At 35.6% G+C, this 24,946-nt stretch carries 16 protein-coding genes; 3 read left to right on the top strand and 13 right to left on the bottom strand.

Features of this window, described 5'->3' with window-relative positions; genetic code table 11:
- The first annotated feature begins 1 nt into the window (after nucleotide 1).
- Both pdeM and AAT17_RS05975 read left to right on the top strand, forming a co-directional pair.
- Complete coding sequence (pdeM, locus tag AAT17_RS05980) at nucleotides 2-637, top strand: ligase-associated DNA damage response endonuclease PdeM (RefSeq protein ID WP_060523275.1); 636 nt, start codon at nucleotides 2-4, stop codon at nucleotides 635-637.
- A 51-nt stretch (nucleotides 638-688) separates the two neighbouring features.
- On the top strand, nucleotides 689-1,558 hold the full coding sequence (locus tag AAT17_RS05975) for a hypothetical protein (RefSeq protein ID WP_060523274.1): 870 nt from the start codon (nucleotides 689-691) through the stop codon (nucleotides 1,556-1,558).
- 4 nt (nucleotides 1,559-1,562) lie between these two features.
- Here the strand turns inward: AAT17_RS05975 and AAT17_RS05970 are convergent, their stop codons facing one another.
- Entirely contained in the window at nucleotides 1,563-2,900 is a 1,338-nt protein-coding gene (locus tag AAT17_RS05970; protein WP_060523273.1) for an NAD(P)/FAD-dependent oxidoreductase, read from the bottom strand.
- Between the two features lie 197 nt (nucleotides 2,901-3,097).
- Here AAT17_RS05970 and mfd point away from each other — a divergent pair, with 197 nt between their 5' ends.
- The gene (mfd, locus tag AAT17_RS05965) at nucleotides 3,098-6,349 is read left to right on the top strand and encodes a transcription-repair coupling factor (protein ID WP_253279801.1); all 3,252 of its coding nucleotides are present in this window, start codon (nucleotides 3,098-3,100) and stop codon (nucleotides 6,347-6,349) included.
- A 24-nt stretch (nucleotides 6,350-6,373) separates the two neighbouring features.
- Here the strand turns inward: mfd and AAT17_RS05960 are convergent, their stop codons facing one another.
- The 12 genes from AAT17_RS05960 to uvrC form a co-directional block, all read right to left on the bottom strand.
- Nucleotides 6,374-8,428, bottom strand: a complete 2,055-nt coding sequence (locus tag AAT17_RS05960) for a YCF48-related protein (RefSeq protein ID WP_060523271.1) — start codon at nucleotides 8,426-8,428, stop codon at nucleotides 6,374-6,376.
- 184 nt (nucleotides 8,429-8,612) lie between these two features.
- Entirely contained in the window at nucleotides 8,613-9,050 is a 438-nt protein-coding gene (locus tag AAT17_RS05955) for a hypothetical protein (RefSeq protein ID WP_060523270.1), read from the bottom strand.
- A 90-nt stretch (nucleotides 9,051-9,140) separates the two neighbouring features.
- A complete protein-coding gene (locus AAT17_RS05950; RefSeq protein ID WP_060523269.1) occupies nucleotides 9,141-12,452 on the bottom strand; it encodes a carboxypeptidase regulatory-like domain-containing protein in 3,312 nt (1,103 codons plus the stop codon).
- Nucleotides 12,453-12,575: 123 nt separating this feature from the next.
- Nucleotides 12,576-14,204, bottom strand: a complete 1,629-nt coding sequence (pgi, locus tag AAT17_RS05945; RefSeq protein ID WP_060523268.1) for a glucose-6-phosphate isomerase — start codon at nucleotides 14,202-14,204, stop codon at nucleotides 12,576-12,578.
- A gap of 14 nt (nucleotides 14,205-14,218) precedes the next feature.
- On the bottom strand, nucleotides 14,219-15,463 hold the full coding sequence (locus AAT17_RS05940; RefSeq protein WP_060523267.1) for a peptidoglycan DD-metalloendopeptidase family protein: 1,245 nt from the start codon (nucleotides 15,461-15,463) through the stop codon (nucleotides 14,219-14,221).
- A gap of 3 nt (nucleotides 15,464-15,466) precedes the next feature.
- Nucleotides 15,467-16,465, bottom strand: coding sequence for a tryptophan 2,3-dioxygenase family protein (locus AAT17_RS05935; RefSeq protein ID WP_060523266.1), 999 nt, complete (start codon nucleotides 16,463-16,465; stop codon nucleotides 15,467-15,469).
- Between the two features lie 90 nt (nucleotides 16,466-16,555).
- The gene (locus tag AAT17_RS05930) at nucleotides 16,556-17,350 is read right to left on the bottom strand and encodes a DUF3108 domain-containing protein (protein ID WP_042276134.1); all 795 of its coding nucleotides are present in this window, start codon (nucleotides 17,348-17,350) and stop codon (nucleotides 16,556-16,558) included.
- Nucleotides 17,351-17,403: 53 nt separating this feature from the next.
- Nucleotides 17,404-18,567, bottom strand: coding sequence for a 4-hydroxyphenylpyruvate dioxygenase (gene hppD / locus AAT17_RS05925; protein ID WP_060523265.1), 1,164 nt, complete (start codon nucleotides 18,565-18,567; stop codon nucleotides 17,404-17,406).
- Between the two features lie 93 nt (nucleotides 18,568-18,660).
- Nucleotides 18,661-19,275 (bottom strand): CCC motif membrane protein, encoded by a 615-nt coding sequence (locus AAT17_RS05920; RefSeq protein WP_060523264.1) that lies wholly within the window; start codon nucleotides 19,273-19,275, stop codon nucleotides 18,661-18,663.
- Nucleotides 19,276-19,313: 38 nt separating this feature from the next.
- Nucleotides 19,314-20,471, bottom strand: coding sequence for a homogentisate 1,2-dioxygenase (locus AAT17_RS05915; protein WP_060523263.1), 1,158 nt, complete (start codon nucleotides 20,469-20,471; stop codon nucleotides 19,314-19,316).
- Nucleotides 20,472-20,566: 95 nt separating this feature from the next.
- Nucleotides 20,567-22,852 (bottom strand): patatin-like phospholipase family protein, encoded by a 2,286-nt coding sequence (locus tag AAT17_RS05910; RefSeq protein ID WP_082586915.1) that lies wholly within the window; start codon nucleotides 22,850-22,852, stop codon nucleotides 20,567-20,569.
- Nucleotides 22,842-24,641 (bottom strand): excinuclease ABC subunit UvrC, encoded by a 1,800-nt coding sequence (gene uvrC, locus AAT17_RS05905; protein ID WP_060523262.1) that lies wholly within the window; start codon nucleotides 24,639-24,641, stop codon nucleotides 22,842-22,844. Before uvrC ends, AAT17_RS05910 begins: the two co-directional genes overlap by 11 nt.
- Between the last annotated feature and the right edge of the window lie 305 nt (nucleotides 24,642-24,946).

The raw sequence follows: 24,946 nt of genomic DNA, 5'->3' as shown, positions 1-24,946 counted from the left end.
ATTGAGTACACAGGCTTCTATATATGGTCAGCGGTTTGAATTAGATCCTACTGGAGCGGTTTATTGGGTAGAACAAGATGTGTTGCTAATCGCCGATGTCCATTTAGGTAAAAGTGCTCATTTTAGAAAATATGGGATGGCAGTTCCTGCTACTGCCGATGATAAAGAATACGACAAGCTTACCAATCTTATTCATAAATACAAGGCGAGTAGGTTGTGGTTTTTAGGTGATTTATTTCACTCATATCAAAATGCTGAATGGCATTTTTTTGAACAATGGATGAGGTTTCAAACTGCTGATATAGCTCTTATTATGGGAAATCATGATGTGATTTCAAAAAAAGAATTCAACCGTATAGGATTAAAGACCTATGAGGCAATTAGAATGGATGCTATTTTCTTAACACATCATCCAGAAATTAAACAAGGCTTTTTTAATATCGCTGGGCATATTCACCCTAGTGTGAAATTACAAGGCACCGGAAAACAATCTATGAAATTACCTTGCTTTCATGTATGTGAGACGGGAATGGTCCTGCCAGCATTTGGCGATTTCACTGGAACCTATACTATTCAGCCTAAAAAGGGAGATCGAGTATTTGTTGTTGCCGACAATGAAGTGATTGAAATGCGTTAAGCCTTTACAAAAGAAACCTCTTTATCGTTTTCTTGTTAGTACCTTAGTACTATGAGAAGAAAACTTTACGCAATACTCAATGCCATTATAGTTGTTGTTTTAATAGGCTGGAATGGATATGCAAATTCGGGTAATTTTAATGGAAAGAATGTAGGTGAGCTCAGTGCAGAATATAATAACCTGTTTACTCCTGCTAGTTATGCCTTTTCCATTTGGGGCCTTATTTTTTTATCCCTATTGATATTTTGCGCTTATGGTCTTTACTATGCTTTTAATGATAAACATAGGGATTTACTTAGGAGGTTATGTAGTTCGGATTTGATAAGCAACAATCAGAAAAAGTTTGAAAACCGAACTGACTTCATTTTAACCACCGCTCCATTTTTCTTTATAGCAAACGTCTTGTGTTCCTTATGGGTAGCATTTTGGCTAGAAGAAATGATTTTAGTATCCGTTCTCATAATGTTTGGACTGTTAAGTAGTCTACTTATATGCATAAAACGTTTGGATCTTGAAATTTGGGATGCTCCTATTCACATAATTGCTTTTATATGGTGGCCGCTATGTTTGTACGCGGGATGGATAAGTGTTGCTACTATTGCAAATGTGGCATCCTATCTTGTAAGTGTGACTGATTTTACTATTGAGGAACAAATTACAATAACCATTGTAATGATTGCTGTAGCAGTTGTTATCAATCTATTTATGATTGTAAAACGTAATATGCGCGAGTTTGCATTAGTTGGAGTATGGGCATTAATAGCTATTGCAGTTAGACACTTTGAAGAGGTTACATGGATTGCTTATACTTCTTTGCTAGGAGCAGTTGTTCTATTTATTGCTGCTGGAATTCATGGTTCTAGAAATAAGGAAACAAGTCCATTAATGAAGTACAAGGAATATAAATCTCTAAGAAAATAATAAGTTAAAAACTGCGTATATCATTACCCCAACTTGGATACGTGAAAATGGTGTTTTTTAAATTTTCAAATGTCATTCCAGCATTCATGGCAACTGCAAACATGTTTATTTGTTCTGATGCCTCTGGACCTATAATATGAGCTCCTACAATCTCATTGTTACTTTTATCTAGTAATATTTTGTATGCATATTTAATTCCTTGTAAGCGTCTGTTATTAAACCAGGAAGAAGCATCGTTTTCAATAACCTCGTAGTTTAACCCGTTTTCTTTAGCTTGTTTTTCTGTAAGGCCTATTCCAGCAATTGTAGGAATCATAAAAACAGCGCTAGGAATTGCTGGGACTTTTAATTCTTTATTATTCCCTAGTATGTTTTGACTTACTACTTGTGCTTCAATACCACTTAAAGGAGTTAAGGGTAGGGTTTTAATACTTACATCACCACAAGCGTAAAAGTTTACTTGACTCTCACTTTGTAATTTAGAGTTTACGACGATACCATTACGATTTGTCACTACACCAGCATTTTCCAATTTTAAATCGTCAATGGATGGCACTCTACCCGATGTGTTAAAAACCACATCGACCGTTTTTTGATGTTGAACACCATCTTGATGATAATAAACAATATGTTTATCATCTATCTTTTCAATAGAGCTGGCTTGAGAATTAAGTTGTATTGAAATTCCTAACTCTAAACTTAACTGTTGGGCATGATGTACCGTATATTCTTCAAATGGATTTAGAATGCGTTCACCTCTTTGCAGTACGGTTACTTCGCACCCTAATCTGTGAAGAATGTGACCAAATTCCATTCCTATATATCCACCACCTATGAAAAGAACTTTCTTAGGAAGTTGTTTCATTGAAAAAAAGTCGCCACTGGACAACGTATATTCAGCACCAGGAATATCTAGAGGTCTAGTTTTCATTCCAGTTGCTATCACAAACTTTTTAGAGTATATCTTCTCTCCTTCAATATCTAGTGTGTTTTTATCTACAAAAGAGGAATTACCGTGGTAACAATCTATCCCAGCTTCTTTAAATTTATTTTCGGTACGCTGCGGTATGTTTTCACGATAAGATTCAACTTGATCCAGCATTTGCTCCCAAGAAGCTGTAGCAGTTCTAGATATCCCATTACCCTTTAAGTCACCGCTCAAATTTTGAGCTTCAATTGCTGCAAGAAGAATTTTTTTGGGATCACAGCCACGTTGGGCGCATGTTCCTCCATATTCTCTTATATCGATTACTCCTACTTTTTTTTCAGAGTTGGCACATTGAGTAGCTACTAACTGTCCTGCAGTTCCAGTTCCTATTACAAATACATCATATGTTTTCATAGTAAGCAAGTTAAACCTAGATACTGTTAAATGCTCTTAAACTCAATCCAAAGCTTTTCTAAAACTCAGGGAGCGACCTATCTTTGCGACTCAATACAAGGATTTTGAGTTATACTTCTATATTAGAGCGTTTTAAAAGCTTATCACAAACCAACGTTTTAAATGACCTAGTTCAAGATGCAAAGGGCTATCATACTATTAGTGGATTAAATGGTAGTAGTTATTCCATGTTGATAAAGGTTCTTTTTGATCAGGCAGAAAAACCGTTTTTACTTATATGTGATGATAAGGAACAAGCAGCGTATTATTTAAATGATCTAGAACAAAGTATAGGAGAAGATCACGTGCTATTTTATCCAGGTAGTTATCGCAGGCCTTATCAAATTGAGGAGACTGACAATGCCAATGTATTGTTACGAGCTGAGGTTCTCAATAGGATTAACTCTAGAAAAAAACCAGCGGTAATCGTCACTTATCCAGATGCTTTGTTTGAAAAGGTTGTGACTCGCAAAGAACTTGAAAAAAATACTCTTAAAATTTCGGTTGGTGATCAAATCACCGTTGATTTTGCTAACGAAGTTTTATTCGAGTACGAGTTTAAAAGAGTTGATTTTGTAACTGAGCCAGGAGAATTTTCCCTGAGAGGAGGAATATTAGATGTGTTCTCTTTTAGTAACGACGAGCCCTATCGAATTGAGTTTTTTGGAAATGAAATCGATTCCATTCGAGTTTTTGATGTTGAAACCCAATTAAGTAAGGAACAGGTTAGAAAAATCTCTATTATTCCAAATGTTGAGCACAAAAAACTCGAAGAAACTAGAGAGAGTTTTCTTAAATACCTGTCTAATAAGACTAGTATTTTTGCTTTTCACTTAGAACTACTCTACGGTCGATTAGACTCGCTTTTCGCGAAAGCGGAACAAGAATATAACAATTTGCAAGGCGAAATACGTCAATTAACTCCACAGGAAATTTTTGCAAATTCTGAGCTTATCAAAAAGCAGCTTAAAGAATATAATCACTTTGAATTTGTTGCCAATCAAGGAGAAATAGCATTCAAGACACAGCCACAACCATCTTTTAACAAGCAGTTTGAGTTATTGATTGAAAATCTTGAAACTAACAAAGCAGATGGTATCAAGAACTATATCTTTTGTGGTACTGCACAACAAGCAAAACGTTTTCATGACATTTTTGACGACATGAATGCTACCGTCGAGTATGAAACCGTAGTAGCTCCTTTATATCGTGGATTTATAAGTTATGATTTGCGTATTGCATGTTATACTGATCATCAAATATTTGAACGATATCATAAGTTTCATCTCAAAAATGGATACGCAAAAAAACAAGCGATTACCTTAAAGGAACTTAACTCGCTCGAGATTGGAGATTATGTTACTCATATTGACCATGGAATAGGGAAATTTGGTGGATTACAAAAGGTTGATCAAAATGGTAAACAACAAGAGGCCATTAAATTAATTTACGGTGAACGAGATATCTTGTATGTATCAATTCATTCCTTACATAAAATCACCCGATTTTCAAGTAAAGATGGTAAACCACCAAAAATTTACAAATTAGGTAGTCCAGCCTGGAAGAAACTGAAACAAAAAACTAAGAAAAAGGTAAAGGAAATTGCTTTTGATCTTATCAAACTTTACGCAAAACGTAAATCAAAAAAAGGATTTCAGTATGCGCCAGATGGTTATTTGCAAAATGAACTCGAGGCTAGTTTTATCTATGAAGATACACCAGATCAAAGTGCAGCCACCGCCGATGTAAAGGCCGACATGGAAAGCGATAAGCCAATGGATAGATTGGTTTGTGGTGATGTAGGTTTTGGTAAGACAGAGGTAGCTATAAGAGCTGCCTTTAAAGCAGCGGTTAATGGAAAACAAGTCGCCGTTCTTGTGCCTACAACTATTTTAGCTTTTCAGCATGCTAAATCTTTTAAAGAACGATTGTCAGATTTACCTGTGAAGGTAGATTACTTAAACCGTTTCAGAACAGCAAAAGAACGACGAGCAGTTCTTGATGGACTAGCCGATGGAAGTATCGATATCGTAATAGGAACCCATCAACTGGTAAATAAATCTGTTCGTTTTAAGGATCTCGGACTTTTGATTATTGATGAGGAGCAAAAATTTGGAGTTGCAGTAAAAGATAAATTAAAGACCCTTAAAGAAAATATCGATACGCTCACGTTAACAGCGACACCTATTCCTAGAACACTTCAGTTCTCATTAATGGCTGCTCGTGATTTAAGTGTTATAAAAACACCACCGCCTAATAGACATCCTGTCGAAACAAAGGTGGTTCGTTTTAGTGAAGAGGTAATTCGTGATGCTGTGAGTTATGAAATCTCAAGAGGCGGACAAGTGTTTTTTGTCCATAATCGAATCGAGAATATAAAGGAAGTAGCAGGAATGATTCAAAGATCTGTACCCGATGCAAAAATTGGTATAGGTCATGGTCAAATGGATGGTAAAAAATTAGAGGAACTCATGCTTTCATTTATGAACGGTGAGTTTGATGTTCTTGTTTCAACAACCATAATTGAAAGTGGTCTGGATGTCCCAAATGCTAATACGATTTTTATAAATAACGCTAATAACTTTGGTTTATCTGATCTACATCAAATGAGAGGTAGAGTAGGGCGTAGTAATAAAAAAGCCTTTTGTTACTTCATAACGCCACCCTATGAGGTTATGACTGATGACGCACGTAAACGTATCCAGGCAATTGAAACATTTTCTGATTTAGGAAGTGGTTTCAATATCGCAATGAAAGATCTTGAAATACGTGGAGCTGGAGACATTTTAGGTGGTGAACAAAGCGGTTTTATGAATGAAATTGGTTTTGATACCTATCAAAAAATCCTTGCCGAAGCTATTTCTGAATTAAAAGAAAATGAATTCAAGGATCTTTATATCGAGGATGAAGTAGATAAAAAACATGTTACTGATGTCAATATAGATACTGATTTTGAATTATTATTTCCAGATGATTATATCAACTCCATTACAGAAAGATTATCGCTTTATTCAAAATTGAATGAGGTGGAAAACGAGGATGAGTTAGAAAATTATCGAAAAGAATTAGTAGATCGTTTTGGAGAATTACCAGATGAAGCAGAAGACTTACTTACAAGTATTCGTATAAAGTGGATTGCTGCTAATATGGGGCTTGAAAAAATCGTCATGAAAAATGGAAAATTTGTAGGCTACTTTGTAAGTGATCAACAAAGTGATTTTTATCAATCGCCAGCATTTGGAAAGGTGTTACAAGCAGTTCAATCTCATCCTAGACATTTTAAGATGAAGGAGAAACAAACAAGAGCTGGTTTACGTTTATTACTCACTATACCAGATATTAAAACAGTTGATAAAGCATTTGAAGCTTTAAATAAAATATTACCATTGCCGGACAATGAAAAAGCTTAATAAAAGCAGAAGCTTTAGACCAAATTATTTCTTTATCAATTTGTGTATTTCAATTACCTGTTGATCGTTTAATAATCTGAAAAAATAAACGCCTTTTCCTAATTCTTGAATAGATATGTTGTTCAATTGATCGGCACTAAGCTTGCAATTTTTCATAAGCTTACCTTGTAGGTTGTAAATTTCTAGTCTGTTTATTATGTTATTTAAACACGCTATATTGACGTAATCACTTGCGGGATTTGGGTAAAGTTCAATTTGAGATCTCGTGTTTGGTGCATTTTCATAGTTCAATAAACCACTTATATCTAATGTGACAATGTCGCTATTAGATCCAAAACCATAGATCGTTTCTTCGGTGATAAAGTAATTTCCAGCACCATCCTCAATCGTATTCAGTAACAGTTGCCAGGTGGTACCTGCATCTGTTGTGAGATATAAATCTCCAGTTGAGGTTGTAATTCCTATTCCGTAAGATGGAGTAAAGAATTTGAAGGTTCCTATAAATCCTGGGAAATTATTGTACTGAAAGGTTTGTCCGCCATCATAAGAAACCTGTTGACCTATGTAAAATGTGTTTGCATCAATCAATTGTATTCCTTCAAAATTCCCACCTGTGTAATTGATAGGATTCCAGGATGCACCACCATCAATTGTCTTAAAAGCTTGGTTACTGGTATTAGTCGCAATACCTATCAAATCATCGAGGAAAACGATGTATTCAGTATTACCTGTAGTAGTAATATGGCTCCATCCAGAACCAGTTTGGTAACGATAAATTCCATCGCTTGCAAAGAAGTTACCACCTACGACAAAAAAGTCATCTCTAGATTTTAACCAAACGTCTTTTGCAATAAACTGTTGGGTAATATTAGGTCCCGTTATGTTAATCCAGGTGTCACCATAATCATCAGAATAACTTACTCGACTTATATTTCCACGTGTAGTAAGTGCTTCACCATTAGGCTTTAGATGAACGGCATTATAGCCGCCAGAAACTGTCTTGCGGTCCCATGTTACGCCATAATCTGTAGTACGATACATAACATCCCTATATACTGCACTACCATTATTACCTAGACCTACTACTAATCCTGTAGCATTATTATCAAATGAGGCTTGTTCTAGTGAGCTCGGTATAAAATCATTTAAATGACTGTTCCATGTTGTTCCATCTATAGATTCTAGTACAGCTCCTTCTAATCCAATATACAATTTAGTTGCGCTGGCATCAATGCTTAAAAGATCATCTCTTCCTATATCTTGTAGGTTCCATGAAAGGCCCTGATCATTTGAACTTAATATATTACCATCGTTGCCCACAACGTAATAGGTATTATTATGAAAAACCAGGTCATTAAGTCGCTCGTTAGTTCCAGATGTAGATTGGTTCCAGGTTAATCCTGCATCGTTAGTGTAAAAAATAAAACCGCCTGATGCGATAACTATCCCATTGAGAGAATCTCTAAAATCAATTTTAGTTAGGGTCCAAAAATTTTGAATAGGTAAAGCTATACTAGTCCATGTGGTACCGCCATCGTCGGTTCTATAGAAGGTGATATCGTCGCCTACTACAAATCCGGTATTACTATCAATAAAGTGAATGTCTCTTATCGTTTCAGTTGTTCCTACATTAAGAGGAGTCCAATTAGTACCACCATCGATAGTTTTGATAAGTTTACCATTACCACCAGCAACATAGCCTTCATTCTCGTTCAAAAAATATAAAGTAGAAAATCCGCTGCTGGGTAGATTATAATTGATAGTACTTCTAAATTTATCATTTGATTTTATAACTCGATTTCTATTTACTATGTAAGCGAGATCATTACGCAGGACCTGTAGATCAAAACCTTGTCCATTACCTTCTAGTCTATAAGAATTACCAGCGTTTTCACTTATATACATACGGTTAAGAAGATTGACTTCGTCAAACAAGAATATACTACCATCTGGTGACACTTCAACTTCCGTAATTTCGGAAATGTTTTTTATAGGGGTTCTAAATATCCAATCTGGTTGTTGAGCTCGAAATGTTGTTGTAGTAAATAAAACAATAAATGATAATAGCGCTGTTCTCATAGCAACAAAGATATTACATAGAGTCTATTCAAAGGGTTATGATTTGAACGTTAGGTGATTAGATGAACTAGTCAGTGAGTGATTTTCAGTTTGATTATGATATTTGATTTTACGCTTTCGCGAAAGCGTAGAGACAAAAAAAACCAGATCAAAAAGACCTGGCTTATAATATAGAGGTTATCTTCTAGGCCAACCATTGACTCCATGGTAGACGACTAAGAACAACAACAAACGCCAAGGTGTAAAATATACCTAGCATTTTGAACTTACCATTGCTTATAACTTTTTTCTTTTGTTTGGAATAACCTATGGTTAAAAGCGTAACACCTATTATCATCATTAAAGGATGTTCTAGGGCTAGTAATCGCAGTCCACTGTTGCCCATCACTTCACTTGTGTTATTAAAAAGCATGCTGGAATATGGAGAAACTATCCAAAGAACAATCCCCAGAAGTAATTGAATATGAGTTACAATTAACCCTACTAATGCCAGACTGAAATCTTTATTTCCAAATTCTTTTTTTCCTAACCAACCGATTAGTGAATTGATCGTTGCGATCCCTAATACTAATAGTAATAGATAAGCCCAACCGGAATGTGCATGTTGAATAATATTGTACATAGATCTCTTAATTTGAAATCAAAAATAAGGCAAAAAAATAACCCTATCTCTCTAGATAGGGTTATTGTAAAACAATTTATTTAATAGTTCTTAGTTAAAGATGTATCTAAGTCCTATTTGAGCTTGCCATCTTGAAGAACGTATTCCAGCATCATCAATTTGCTCAAATCCTTCTGCAAAATCAGGATCAAATGAGAATTCTGGGTCTGGTCCACCTCTTTCAGTTTCTACGATTTCAACTTCACCAAAGCTTCCTGTAATTCTCTTTTGAACACCCCAATCTTTGTTTAAGAAGTTGAAGAAGTTGAAGATGTCTAATGAAGCTTGGAACGTGTGCTTTTTACCACCAAAGTCTAATTTAAAGTCTTGAAGAACTTTTAAGTCTACAATGTGATTCCATGGTCCACGGTCACCATTACGCTCTGCATATTGTCCTCTTCTTTCTCTTAGGTAGTCATTACCTTCAATAAATGCATCAAGAGCAGCCCATTGATCTGCAGCCGAAACACCGTTTGCATCTACTAGGTTAATCTCGCTCTGGTTTCTAGGAATATAGAATAAAGCATTATCACTTGAATCATCGTTTAAAAGATCAGCTCCTTCATCATAGATGTAACTTAAAGTACCACCTTGTTGTCCGTTATAGAATAAACTTACTGTAGTAGCAAAGTTTTCACTCCATTCCATTTGGTAAGAAGCGTTTGCAGTAATTCTGTGACCTAATGCAAACTGTGAGTTTCCAATAGTTGCACGGTTTTTACCGTTTACAGTAACTACGTTTCTCCATTGAGAACTGTTTTGTGAAGAAGTACCTTCAAAGATAGATTTACCTTGTCCGTATGTATAAGCGATCTGTCCAGAGAATCCATTGTCAAATGGCTTTGTTAATACGAATGATGCGTTGTATGACCAACCTTCATTTGTATTTGTTCCTAAGATAATACGAGAATACTCACTATCTATACGCTGACTGTCATTCCAAAGTGGACGAGTATCTGCACCGTTAAGAGATCCTACAGGTTCACCAATGTTTAAGTTTTGGTAAAGTACATTGTTGATTGTTTCATTGTAAAGGAAGTCTGCACTAGCAATTAATCCCCATACACCTAATTTTTGGTCAACACCTAGACTGTATTTAGCTACCTGAGGTAATTTAAAGTCTGGTGCAAATAAATCGATTTGTCCACCGATTGTACCACTACCTGGTGCTGGACCGTTTCCAATAGGTTGATTAAATGGATCTGCTTCAAAGAATAATGTTCCTGAATCAAAGTCATTCTCATTAACTCCACCTACAGAGATACCATTGTTGTTGTAGGCACCACCTGGCCATACTAATGGGATACGTGAAGTAAAGATTCCTAATCCACCACGTACTTGAGTTGTTTTGTCACCAAATGCATCCCAGTTAAATCCTAAACGTGGAGAAACATGAATCTGGCTTTTTATTTTCTTACCAACTCTTGCACCTTGAAGATCTTTACCAGCAGCTTCTAATAAAGCAACTGTTCTTGTGTTGAAGTCATCGTTTGCAGTACCTTCTTCAAAGAATGGTACATCAACTCTTACACCGTACGATAATTTAAAGTCCTTGGTTAATTTCCACTCATCCTGAGCATAAAGACCTAACTGAGAGTAGTTGAATTGTGCAGCTGCTGCTGTCGCATCGTCTCCTGTTGTTCCTGCTGGATCTAGTAAAGAATAAGAGTAGTCGTAATCAGTAGGAGCAACGTCATTTGAAGGATCATTGTCAAAGTAAGACTCAAAATCAGCTAAGGAATTAAATCTATACTGTCCAAAATTTTGACGAATGAATACGTTACGTATATCATAGGATTCAAAGTTACCACCTAAAGTAATGTTGTGAGCACCGGCAGCAATTTGGAAGTTATTTGTGATAGTGAATACGTCTTGATCAAGAATGTTTCCTGTAGAGAAAGCTTCAGAACCAAATGTAATGCTACCTGCACCGTCATTGATGCTTACTCTAGGGAATGCACCACCTATTGGGTCACGGTCATCTCTTACAGTAGTGTAACTAGCAATTAAATTGTTAGATAATTTATTGTTGATTTGACTGTTCCACTCCAAAGTTGTGAAATTAGTTTCAGAAGGGAAGAAAACACCTGCGTTAGCAAAGTTGATTGAAGTAGCGCTACTTGTACTTGGAGAAGTAGACTCACCACGTACATAGTTGTGCTTAAGTACAAGAGTATTCTTATCATTAACGTTGTAATCTAAACGAATAGTAAATCTATCAGTATCTAATGTTCTATTCGTGTTTTCATAACTACCAGGATCATAACCGAATAAATTAATTAGGTTGTTTCTTAAATTGTTAATTCTTGTTGGATCTGCTGGTAAGTTAGTATCACCTGCTGCGTTTCTTGCATCACCTACATATTGGTTAAAATCGAAAGGTCTAGGAGTTTCTTCTCTTTCAATTTCTGCATTAACAAACATGAAAAGTTTGTTCTTGATGATAGGACCACCTACTCTAAAACCGTAAAGGTTAGTAGAGAATTCATCTAATCTTTCTCTATCTGGAGCTGGGTCGCTACCATTTCTATCGTCTATTTCATCGATAACCGCTTGAGGTGTTTTACCTGCAAGTTTTTCATTTCTATTGAACCAGTAAGCACTACCTTCCCAGTTGTTAGTACCAGAACGAGTAATTGCGTTGATAGCACCACCAGTAAAACCTGATTGTCTTACATCAAATGGAGCAATGTTTACTTGGAATGATTCAATAGCATCTAGAGAAATAGGATTGATACCAATTTGTCCACCATTAGTACCTGTACCTGCAAGACCAAAAACGTCATTGTTCACCGCACCATCAATAAAGATAGAGTTGTAACGGTTGTTTTGACCAGCAATTGAGATAGAACCACCTTCTGTTACTTGTGCTTGTGGAGTTTTTCTCAAAATGTCATCAATACCACGAGTTACTGTAGGTAACGTGTTGATTTCACGAGTAGAGATGTTTGTCTCTGGACCTGTATTGTTTGAATCAAAAATACCATCACGTGTTGCTTTAATAACAACTTCGTCTAGAGCATTAGCCTCATCAGATAAGGTTACATTAAAAGTTTCCGATTCACCTAACTGTAGGAAAATATTTTCAAAAACTTCATCCTTCTTTCCAACATAAGAGAAAGTAATGGTGTAAGGACCACCTACACGCATGTTTGTTATGCGGTAGTAACCATTGATGTCTGTAGCAGAACCGTAGTTTGTTCCTGTAGGTCCGTGCACAGCAACGATTGTAGCGCCTAAAAGTGGTTCGTCACCAGCTTCTAGAACTCGACCATTAATACTCGAGGTTGTAACCTGAGCAGTGGCCACTAGAGCAACAAAAAACATTGCTAGCGTTGCTAAAAATTGTAATTGTTTCTTCATTTGGGTATGAATTAGCTTGAGTTAAAATTTTTGCAAATGTCCGTACTAAATCCCTTTCCAATATTAAGCTAACATTAAATTACACTTTTTAACACTTATTTTTTCTGATTCTAATTAATTATGTTATTGAAATTGGTAAAATCTACTCAAGATTTGTTGTGTGCTAGCATCGTGCTGGCCAGTCGAGACGTTCTCTATGTCTTGTAAAACAGCATCAGCTAGAACTTTTCCTAATTCTACACCCCATTGGTCATAGCTATAAATGTTCCATATAACACCTTCTGTAAAGATTTTGTGTTCATACATCGCTATTAATTTCCCTAGGCTAGCTGGTGTAAGCTCATCTATAAGTAGGGTAGTAGTAGGTTTGTTTCCTTCAAAAACTTTGTATGGTAATAGAAATTCTATCTCGTCTTGGTTTTTTCCTGCAGTTTTTAGATCGTCAAAGGCTTCTTCTTTTGTCTTACCATTCATTAATGCTTCTGTTTGAGCAATAAAGTTTGCCATAAGCTTGTTGTGATGATCTTGATGTTGGTATTTCGCTTTCGCGAAAGCGATAAAATGAGCAGGAATCAGTTTTGATCCTTGATGAATAAGTTGGAAAAAGGCATGTTGGGAATTTGTTCCAGGTTCTCCCCAAACGATATTTCCAGTTTCATAATTCACTCTAGAACCGTTACGATCTATAGTTTTACCATTACTTTCCATAATAGCCTGTTGTAGGTAGGCTGGTAATCGATGTAAATATTGAGTGTATGGAATTACTGCCTCGCTTTGAGCCTTATAAAAGTTGTTGTACCAAATAGTTAATAAAGCTAATTGAACAGGTATGTTATTTTCAAATGAAGCTGTTTTAAAATGTTCATCCATTTGTGACGCTCCATCAAGTAGTTGTTGGAAGTTGTGAGTGCCCACACTCAATGCTATACTCATTCCTACCGTGCTCCACAAAGAAAATCTACCACCTACCCAATCAAACATTGGAAAAATATTTTCTTCCTCTATGCCAAAATCTACAGCTCTATTTACATTACTGCTTACTGCTATAAAATGTGTTCCTACAGCATCTTGATTCACTTGTTGTGTAAACCAATTACGTATAGTAGTGGCATTGGATAAGGTTTCCTGAGTTCCAAAGGATTTTGAAACTATTACAAAGAGTGTGGTACTAGGATTAATCGTTTTTAAAACTTCTTCTACGTGATCACCTTCAACATTAGAAACAAAATGAAGATTGAGGTGATTCTTATAGGCTTGTAAAGCCTCAGTAATCATTACTGGCCCTAGATCGCTACCGCCTATTCCTATATTTACCACGGTGTCAAAAGCAGTCCCACTAGCAGTTTTAAATTCGCCGCTTATTATTTTGTCTACAAATTCAAACATTTTCTGTTTGCTTGTAACAGCAGCATCAACGAACTGTTGTGCTCCTTCATGAGCTTGTTGTGCTCGTAGAGCAGTGTGAAGGACCGACCTTCCTTCAGTTGCGTTAATAGGCTTACCAGAAAAATACGCTTCTATGGCTGAATCTAGATGAGTTTCACGAGCAAGTTGAACTAATAGATCTTTTGTAGTTGAATCCCATAAGTTTTTTGAAAAGTCAACATAGAAATCTTCAAAAATAGTGGTGAATTCTTGAGCTCTATTGCTATTGTCTTTAAAAGCCTGTTTCAGGTTTAAACCTTGGTTGTTATTATAATGTTCTTCTAGCTTTTTCCAAGCTTCAGTTTGAGTAGGATTGATGTTTTTCATAGTAATGGCGGCTGTTATAAAATGTCGTCATTTTTAAAAGCTAGCTGATCTATTTCCTCCTTTAATGGGGCTATGAACTCTAGGTAGTTATTAATTTTTTCTTTTGGCAATGGGTCAGCAGCAGGTAGTTTTTGTTTGTAAGGGTCAACCTGTACGCCGTTTACCCAAAAACGATAACATACGTGTGGACCTGTTGCAAGACCGGTACTTCCTACAGTACCTATCACCTGACCTTGTTTAACTCGTTGACCTACCTTTACCTTACGCTTAGTCATGTGTAGGTATTGAGTTGAGTAGGTGCCATTGTGCTTAATTTTTACGTAATTACCATTACCTCGTGTGTAGCTGGATTTAGTAACGACACCATTTGCGGTTGCAACGATAGGTGTTCCTCGCGGTGCTGCATAATCTGTTCCCTTGTGTGCTTTCCATCGCTTTTGTACTGGATGAAATCTACGTTTTGTGAATCTACTAGAAATTCGGGTGTAATTTACTGGTGCCTTTAAGAAGAAACTGCGCAATGTTTTACCAGTCTCGTCGTAATAATCATGAATGTTTGCTATGGAATCAGTTTGGTAATCAAATGCATAGTAAGGATTGCCATCAGTTTCAAACACTGCTGCTTCTATAGATTCAATACCTGCAAAAATGCTGTCATTTATATAACGTTCGTTATAAATCATTTTAAAACGATCGCCTTTTTGTAATCTAAAGAAATCGATCGACCATCTATAAATATCAGATAATTCATAGATTGCACTTAATCCTAAACCTTCTTCTTCCATTGCTTCTGAAAGTGTAGAGGTTATTACTCCACTAGCGGTTTTACGTTTGAATGAAATAGGGTGTTTGTCTCGATAAGCATTAAGACTGTCTGTTAATTCCACAACCACATAGTCTAGTCTAGTAGGCTCGTATACAAAGGCGGCAGGAGTTCCTATACTGTCTTTTTTTCTTAAAATTTTAAATGGTTTGCCGGTTTGTATACGACGCACGTCAAATACTTCATTAAATTCTTGGGCTGCTTTAAAGGTACTTTGACCTTCAACCAAATAATCGTCTAATAGATCACCAAAGGTATCACCTGACTTTACAGTGTCTTCCACTACTTCAAAATCAGTAAGGTTAAACCCATATTTCATTATAGGTTTTGGCGCTACTGGTGTTATTTGATTAACAGGTATTTGCTTCTGTTTTTTCTTGTCACAAGAAATAAATAGTAATAAAACAGATAAACAACCTATAAGATACTTTTTCATGTATTATTTTGTATTAAGTGCGTGTGTAACCCATTGCTTACCCCATTCGTCGTGTTCTTGCTGTGTCCATAACGATGGGAAGAAACTAATTTTCTGAAAACTAGGCGGTAAGAACTGTTTCCAGTTTGTACCACCAGTTGCTTGAACAGCTTGTCCTTCTTTGCGTAAATACCTGTGCGCTGCACCCATGTGCATGAGTAACCAGTTGATATTTGCATTTTGATCTAGCATGCGCAAGGCCTCTATAAGGTCCTCTGTTTTTTCTTCGTCTGGTAATTGTAAAAATTGCTGGTTTAAATTAGTGTTTTGAACTTCACCTGCGATTCTTAAAAAACGTGGGGTATATCTTTTTTCAAACTGTTTTAAGGTAAGTGTTTTTTCACCGGTATGCATGTCAATACCGCCTTTTTTCCAGTAGATGTTTTCGTATAGTTCTTGATTTGTTACTGATTCTGCTTTCGCGAAAGCGTAATCCTGCACATTATCTTTATTGCGATAGTTATCACGCACGGTAGGATGGACCAGGTTGATAAGATCAGTGCTGTAAAATTCAATCATTCTAAATTGAGCGCTTTGGAAACCGCTTGCAGGAAGTAGCGACATACGGAATTTTAAAAACTGCTCGCGTTCCATTCCTCGTACCATCACATCAAATGAATTGATCAAGACTGTGAAGTAACGATTAATACGCTTTGCCTTTTCAGCAAAAAAAGCACCTGTCAACTGCTCATTTTCTATAATTTGTTTCTGCTCGTGAATGATAAGCTTAAAATACAGTTCAGTTATTTGATGATAACCGATAAATATCATTTCATCGGGAAAATGTGTAGCGGGAACTTGTAGGCTCAAAAGTGTGTCTAGTCTTATGTAATCCCAGTAAGTAATGTACTGGTCGTATAACAAACCATCGAGGTAGGATAACATATCCTGTCCAGAATTCTTGAACTTCTCCTGAAGAAGTTCGATACGCTTTGCGATTTCTGGACTAATTTCTTGTGACATAGATTGAATCTTGGTGGATTTACAAAAATAACAAAGCCGTATAAACTGTTCAATGTTTATACGGCTTAAGTGTTAATTAGTTTTAACTAATTATGGGATGATTTTAAAACTGTGTTTTAATCCTTTGAAAGCTTCTAAATCTGCGGTTAGTGAACCTACAGCCAACTTTGCTTTAATGCGTAGTGGGATTTTATTTTCATCATCAGATATCCATACGGTAAGGCTTTCTTGTTCTTTAAAAACACGACCAGATTGAACGTAAGGTTTGAATTTTAACGCAGGAACTTTACCAAATTTAGTTTTTACTGTGGTGCGTTTTAAAAACTTCAGTTTAAAGTCATAATTCTCCTTGTCAAAGAACATGGGTAAAATAAATTCGTCGCCTTTTTTAAGAGTTTTAGTGTCTATTTGATCTCGTAAATGATAGAAGGCGCTCACCATATCCTGTGTACCAGGTTTTATTTTTTCGGTACTTTTTGTGTTACGTTTTTTATCGTGAACTAGTGCTTCATTTTTTTCGTGATCAAAATCTATTACAATGTCCTTTTTATAACCACCTTCATTGATGTCTCTTATGAATCTATAGGGTTTAACCTCGTTTTTGTCAATATAAGATTCGTAATGATCGTCTACCGTAAAAAAGAGATCTAGTAGTCCTGTTGATCTACCATGTCCTTTAATATGGTATACATCCTTACCTTCAAGTTGACTGTCGATGACCTCTAGTTCAGCATAACTTGCATTGAAAATACCGTAGTGAATTCTAAACTTAAACCATTCTCCTTCTTGAAATGTTTGTTGTAGAGAATTGTTATAGGTAGCACTAGTAAAAGCGGTACTCAAAAACAAAACAACTACTAATGATAAAGAAAGAATATGTCTCATGATTTAAGGATTAATCGTTTCACATGATGTATTACAAAGGTTATACCATTTTGTTATAAGGTTCCTCTTCTTGCTTGTTCTCTTTCTATAGCTTCAAATAGGGCTTTAAAATTACCAACTCCGAAAGACTGTGCGCCCTTACGTTGTATTACTTCTATAAACATGGTTGGTCTATCTACAACTGTTTTTGTAAATAGTTGTAAAAGGTAACCTTCTTCGTCTCGATCAATAAGAATTCCATGTTTTTTAAGGAGTTCAACGTCTTCATCTATATCACCTACTCTTTCTAAAATATCATCATAGTACGTGTCTGGGACGTAAAGGAACTCTACTCCACGATCTCTCATAGCGCTTACAGTTGCAACAATATCGTCGGTTGCGACTGCAATGTGCTGTACACCTGGACCGTTATAGAAGTCTAGATACTCCTCAATTTGAGATTTTTTCTTTCCTTCTGCTGGTTCATTGATTGGGAACTTTATACGACCATTACCATTGCTCATAACTTTACTCATGAGAGCAGTGAACTCGGTAGAGATATCATCATCGGCAAAAGATATGATTTGAGCAAAGCCCATTACTTCTCCGTAAAATTTACACCATGTATTCATTTGGTCCCAACCTACGTTACCGACCATGTGATCAATAAATTTAAGTCCAACTGGTTCTGGATTGTAGTGTGATTCCCACTTTTCAAATCCTGGTAAGAAAACACCATTGTAATTTTTACGTTCGACGAATATATGAACGGTCTCACCATAAGTATAGATTCCAGACCTCACTACCTCACCATGTTCGTCGCTTTCAACAGTAGGTTCTAGGTAGGGTTTTGCACCTCTTTTGGTTGTTTCTTCAAAAGCTTTACGAGCATCTTCTACCCATAACGCAACCACTTTAACACCATCACCGTGTAAGTTTACGTGGTCGTTGATTGGTCCGCCTTTCTGTAGTGGTGATGTAAGAACTAGTCGTATTTTATCTTGCTTAAGTACATATGAAACACGGTCTTTTAAACCTGTTTCAAGTCCTGCATAGGCTTCTGATTGAAAACCAAAGGCTGTTTTATAGAAGTGTGCACTTTGTTTTGCATTACCTACATATAGTTCTACATAGTCTGTACCTAATAGAGGTAGAAAATCTTCTGCTTCTTTAAATAATTTTTTGAGCGAGTATTCTGTGTTTTTTAAGTCTTTTAGATTTTTTATTTCTGCTGGCATGATGTTGTTTTTTGATAATTAATTTTTAATTGTGGCTGTTATAAAAATAATTACCACATGGCTCTCATGTGTGCAGCACATTCTAATTTACTGTTATTGATTTTGCTCATTTTCTTCTTCAATTAACTCTTCTATCTCAATTATTCCTTCTGTATTTAAAGAGTCTACTTTTTGATCTAATGTGTCAATATCTTCCTCATAATAATACCAATCATCTTCTATAGTTTCTTCCTTTTCATATTCATACTCTTGTCCAAAATTGCTAAAATCTCCATCGGCAAGTTCACTTAAAGAAAGACCTATAATAGCAACAAATAAGATGATGATAAGAGTGGTTATTCCAGATATTGCAATGGTAATTATATTAATTATTTTCCCTGCATTAACTGATTTATATGATGATTGTGAATAGGATCTAGGATCCGACTTATAGGCTCTTACTCCTTTATTGGCTATCACTAAACCTATGATTCCACCTATTAAGGATAATGGTGCTCCTATACCGTATAAGCAACATGAAATAAAGAAAAAGACAATAGAAATTATCCCAATAACAAGTGCTGCAGGATCACCAGGGACAGATTGTTGTATCCTATTATCAAATCCTCCATCAGAATAGGATTGTTGATGATGTGTAGGTGTACTTTCGTAACCAGATGATGATTGTTGATTTCCAAAAGGATTCTGCGAGTCGTTATTATTTTCCAATGTAAAGGTTTATTTAAATTATAGACAAATATAGTCGGTTATTCTAACCAACTTTTGTGATAACTCTCATCTGCAACTTTCATTGCTTCCTTAGTTACTTGCAATGGTTTAAAGGTATCTACCATAACTGCGAGTTCTTCTGTAACCGTTTGCCCTATACTACGCTCGGCAGCGCCTGGATGTGGTCCGTGCGGAATTCCAGCAGGATGTAAGCTTATGTGTCCAGGAGCAATATCGTTCCTACTCATAAAATCACCATCTACATAATATAATACCTCGTCACTGTCGATGTTACTGTGATTATATGGTGCAGGAATACTTTGCGGGTGATAATCGTATAATCTAGGAACAAAGCTGCATACAACAAATGCATCAGTTTCAAAGGTTTGATGAACTGGTGGTGGTTGATGAATACGTCCAGTTATTGGTTCAAAATCATGTATTGAAAAGGCGTACGGATAATTATAGCCATCGTATCCTACAACATCAAATGGGTGCGATGCATACACCATATCAAAAATCTCATCTTGCTTGCGCACTTTTATTAAAAACTCACCTTTTTCATCATGAGTTTCTAGCTCTTGTGGTTGTCTAAGGTCTCTTTCACAAAAAGGAGAATGTTCTAATAATTGTCCAAACCAATTTCTATATCGTTTTGGGGTATAAATAGGTCTTCGACTTTCAACAATAAATAACCTGTTGTCAGTGGTATCAAAATCAATTTTGTAAATAATCCCTCTTGGGATTAGCAAGTAATCACCGTATTTAAAATCCAAATTTCCTAAATGAGTACGCAATTTCCCAGATCCCTTATGAATGAATAGGAGTTCATCAGCATCGGTGTTTTTATAAAAATAGTCCTGAGTTTTGTTTTGCGGTGAAGCAAGAGTAATGTTACAATCACTATTTGTTAATACAATCTTCCTAGAATCTAGATAATCTAACTCGGGTGCCACTTCAAATCCTCTAAAACGATAGCTTTTCATATTATTGGGAATTGCTATTTCTGGCTTTACAGAATATTGACCCGAAATTTCCTTCACCATTGTCGGGCGGTAAACGTGATATGAATTTGTTGACATTCCATCAAATCCAATAGTTCCAAACAATTGTTCGTAATATAATTCACCATTTTCTTTCCTAAAAATAGTGTGTCTTTTAGGTGGAATTTTTCCTAGTTTGTGATAAAAGGGCATGCGTTTAACTTTTCTGCCCTAAATTTCGGAAATTCTTCAGACCATTCCATAGATATATGGATCTTTTTTGAATCTGAATGTCTTTCTAGAATTATTTAGAAACGATAACCTAAAGAAACAAAAAATTGATCGTCATCAAGTTGTGGAGAGAAGCTATACTTGATTTCGATTGGTCCCAGAAAGGTTTCTATTCCATAGCCAATTGCATAACCAGTATATCTTGCTTGACTAAACCAGTCATCTTGTTCAAAAAGTTCATCATCTACATTGGCATAATTAGCGGTGAAGTTAATGTGGTTTTTTTTGAATATTTCATAGTCTGCGGTGATCCCAAATTTAATCATGGTATCACCACTTATACTGACAAAGTCATATCCGTAAAATGACACAAAATTATTTATGGGCCTCGATCCATAGCCGCCTAAAAAGAAATCAAGACTACTATTTGCTGGATTTCCTATTGCGATTCCCACCTGAGCGTCTCCAATAAAACTTAATTTATCAAAGCTAAAAGCTCTTTGTACTTGTAATTGAGCAATGCTGAAACTACTAAAATTTTCTTGTTGTTCAGAGTTTGCTAGATATACATGAAAATCTCCGTTAATACGCCAACCTTCATTTGGAAAAAACATATTATCCATACTGTCTACCAGGATTTCTCCGTACAAGCTAGTGTACAAACTATCATCAAAAGTAAGATCCTCATTCGGTCTGTTAGGATCTAAAATTGTACTCGTAAAAATATCAAGGTATTTAAATTCTAATCCAGCTGTTAAGTACAGATTTTTATTAAATCTAGAACGCATAAACACCTGATTGGTCCAATCTTTATATTTTACTTCAATACTGTTTACTCCTAAGTTAGTATTGTCCACATCTGCTACAAAATCGGCTTGAATATCTTGATCAAATTGAACATAATTGCTATTAACACCAATTGACCAATAACGTCCTTTGTCTATGTAGTAATCTAAATTGTATCTAATATTGTCACCAACGATAACATCGGCGCTTATAACATCGTTGCTCACTAGAACACCTTTTCTACTCAGATTAATCAAAGCACTACTGCGCAATAATTCATCGTAGTGAATTCCTAGTCTTAAATAATTACGTACATCAGATTCAACAACTTCAATCTCTAGAGCATATCCTAATAACTCAGGGATTAATGAGTAGTTTATCTTTTTAAAATTGTTAGTCGCTTGTAAGTTGTTAATCCCGTTAGAAATATCATCATAAGCTATCATTTCTGGAGCATTCAATTTGAATCGCCCACTTATAAAAGCTCTTGAATATTGTTTATTACCCTTTATTTCTATACGAGTTAAGTATAAACTATCACTTGCGATATTTTTTAAATCAGGTCTTTTATAACCTGTTGCGACTTTTAAAAGGTCATCAATTTTTTGTAAGGAGGCTTCTTTTCCTTTTGTAATTATGGCCTGACCTTCATCAAAAGAAATTACAGTGAATTGTTCGATATCAGGTTGAATATAAATATCTGTCTTGGGACGTTTTATTTCCATATCACTAATCGTGCGGAAATTATTTATCTGTGATAAAATGTCAAGTGCATTTTGTAATTCCTCTTCTTCCTTTTTATCATCTTGAACATCTACTCCTATGATTATGTCCATTCCCTTTTCCCTTAACTTTTCAATAGGATAATTGTCGATTACACCACCATCAATTAATAACATATTATCGATTTGTACAGGTGCAAACAAGCTAGGTAATGCACCACTTGCATTTACAGCCTTAGGCAGGCTACCTTTATCTAGAACTACTTCTTCACCTGTGACTACATTGGTGGCAATACAGAAGAATGGAATAGGGAGTTTTGAAAAGTCATCAATCTGATTCACTGGACCCATCAACTTGGATAAGAAATTGTATATGTTTTGACCTTTACTCAACGAGCTAGGAAGACTTACTTGAAAATCTTTAAAGGGTAAAGTCACTGCATATCTTTCCCGGTCCTTACGTTCGTAAAAAGTTTCTGCCCGTCTTGGGATATCATCACTTATAATTTTATCAAAATCGGTAGCATAAAAAATCGAGTCTAGTTGTTTACCTGAATATCCAGAAGCGTAAAGAGAACCTATAATAGCTCCCATAGATGTTCCTGCTATATAATCTATTTTAATACCTAAACTATCAATTACTTTAAGTGTGCCTATGTGCGCCAGTCCTTTAGCTCCGCCACCAGAAAGGACAAGCCCTATTTTGGGATTTTCTACTTTTTGTAGAATGCTATCAACTTTAGTTGATTGAGTAGATTTCAATATAGAGTCTGCAGGAATAGCATTTTGACCTTTGGTTAAAATGGGAGCTACGAGCAAAAGCAAGGAACATAAAAAAGTAACGCTAATCTTCATGTTTTTTGTAATAATCAATAATTTTTTGAGCTTTTGACAATCCTATTACTTCTTCTAATTCCTCTTTAGTAGCCTTTTTAACTCTTTTTGTACTTCTAAAATGTTTTAATAACTCAACCACAGTTTTTTCTCCTATACCAGGAATGTTATCCAGTTCGGTTTCTATCGCACCTTTACTTCTTTTGTTACGGTGGTGAGTAATCCCAAAGCGGTGAGCTTCATTTCTCATTTGTTGAATCACTTTTAATGATTCAGATCTTTTATCTAGGTATAAAGGTACAGGATCGTTTGGGTAAAACAATTCTTCTAGTCGTTTTGCAATTCCTATAATTGGGACTTTTCCTCTTAATCCTAATCTGTCCAAGGCTTTTACACCACTAGACAATTGACCTTTACCACCATCAACAATTACAAGTTGTGGTAGCGGTTCATCTTCTTCTAACAGTCGGCGATAGCGTCTATAAACCACTTCTTCCATACTAGCAAAATCATCAGGTCCTTCAACAGTTTTAATATTGAAGTGCCTGTAATCTTTCTTGCTAGGCTTCCCGTTTTTAAACACTACGCAAGCTGCAACTGGATTAGTTCCTTGAATATTTGAATTGTCAAAACATTCCATATGACGTGGTTCTTCATCTAACCTTAAATCAGCCTTCATTTGAGCCATCAATCTTTTTACATGTCGTTCTGGATCTACAATTTTAATGGTTTTGAATTGCTCCTGTCGATAGAACTTAGCATTACGTTGACTTAATTCAACTATTCGTTTCTTGTCTCCTAATTTTGGGATGGTTATTTTAAGTTCTTCTCCTACATCAATATTTAGGTGTGTATAGATTTCTCTGGATTGAGAATCAAATCGATTACGTATTTCAACAACAGCGAGCTCGAGTAATTCTTTATCGGTTTCATCTAATTGCTTTTTAAGCTCCATAGTATGTGAACGAGTAATGGCACCATGATTTATTTGTAGGTAATTTACATATCCAGCACTTTCATCACTAATAATGGTAAATACATCCACATTAGATATATTAGGGTTTACGATAGTTGATTTTGCTTGATATCTAGTTAGCACATCTAATTTTTCTTTTATACGCTGTGCTTCTTCAAACTCCATAGCCTCAGCGTATTCCATCATGAGTTCTTCAAAATATTTTACAGCTTGTTTAAAATCTCCTTTCACGATCTGTCTAATCGCCTCAATATTTCGGTTGTAGGCTACTTCTGACTGTTGACCTGTACAGGGTCCTTTACAATTACCTATGTGGTATTCCAAGCATAATTTGAACTTACCAGCATCTATCTTGTCTTGCTGCAAATCATAATTACAAGTACGTATAGGATATAATGATTTAACTAGTTCGAGTAATGTTTTTACCGTGCGCACACTGGTAAAAGGCCCAAAGTATTCACTACCATCTTTTATCATTTTACGAGTAAGGAAAACTCTAGGAAACCTCTCTTTTTTGATACATAGCCACGGGTAAGTCTTGTCATCTCGTAGCATGATGTTGTATCGTGGATTACGAGATTTAATCAAACTATTTTCTAGTAAGAGCGCATCTGTTTCAGTTTGAACAACAATGTGCTCGATACGAGCTATGTTTTTAACCAGAGTGCGTATGCGATGGCTATCATGATTTTGTGTAAAATAAGATTGTACTCTTTTTTTAAGTTTTTTTGCCTTACCCACATAAAGCAGCTTATCTTTTTTATCGTAATAAAGATAAACACCTGGTGATAGCGGTAATGTTTTAATCTGAACTTCTAAGGGAGCACTATTCATAGCTAGGTAAAGGTACTATCTTTTTAAAATTTCGCTTTCGCGAAAGCGAAATATATCCATTTATCACTCACTTTTATCATTTCTTTAAAACTCTCGCTACAGGAAGAAATTTAACTTAGTGAAAATTATGGTTGTGGAACATTCAAAATCACTTGAAATCCAAGAATGGGCAAGCACCAGTTTGATTGGTAATTTTTTATTATATAAGCTGGGTAAGGATTATGGATGGGATTGGATATGGATTATAACTTTATTTATTTCAGTATTCTCCCTTTATCTAATGTTGTATTCTTTAAAGCAATATC

It is taken from the genome of Nonlabens sp. MIC269 (genome assembly GCF_001430865.1).
Classification (GTDB): domain Bacteria; phylum Bacteroidota; class Bacteroidia; order Flavobacteriales; family Flavobacteriaceae; genus Nonlabens; species Nonlabens tegetincola.
The sequence above is the reverse complement of the archived record's forward strand: the minus strand, read 5'-3'. Positions and strand labels throughout refer to the sequence as shown.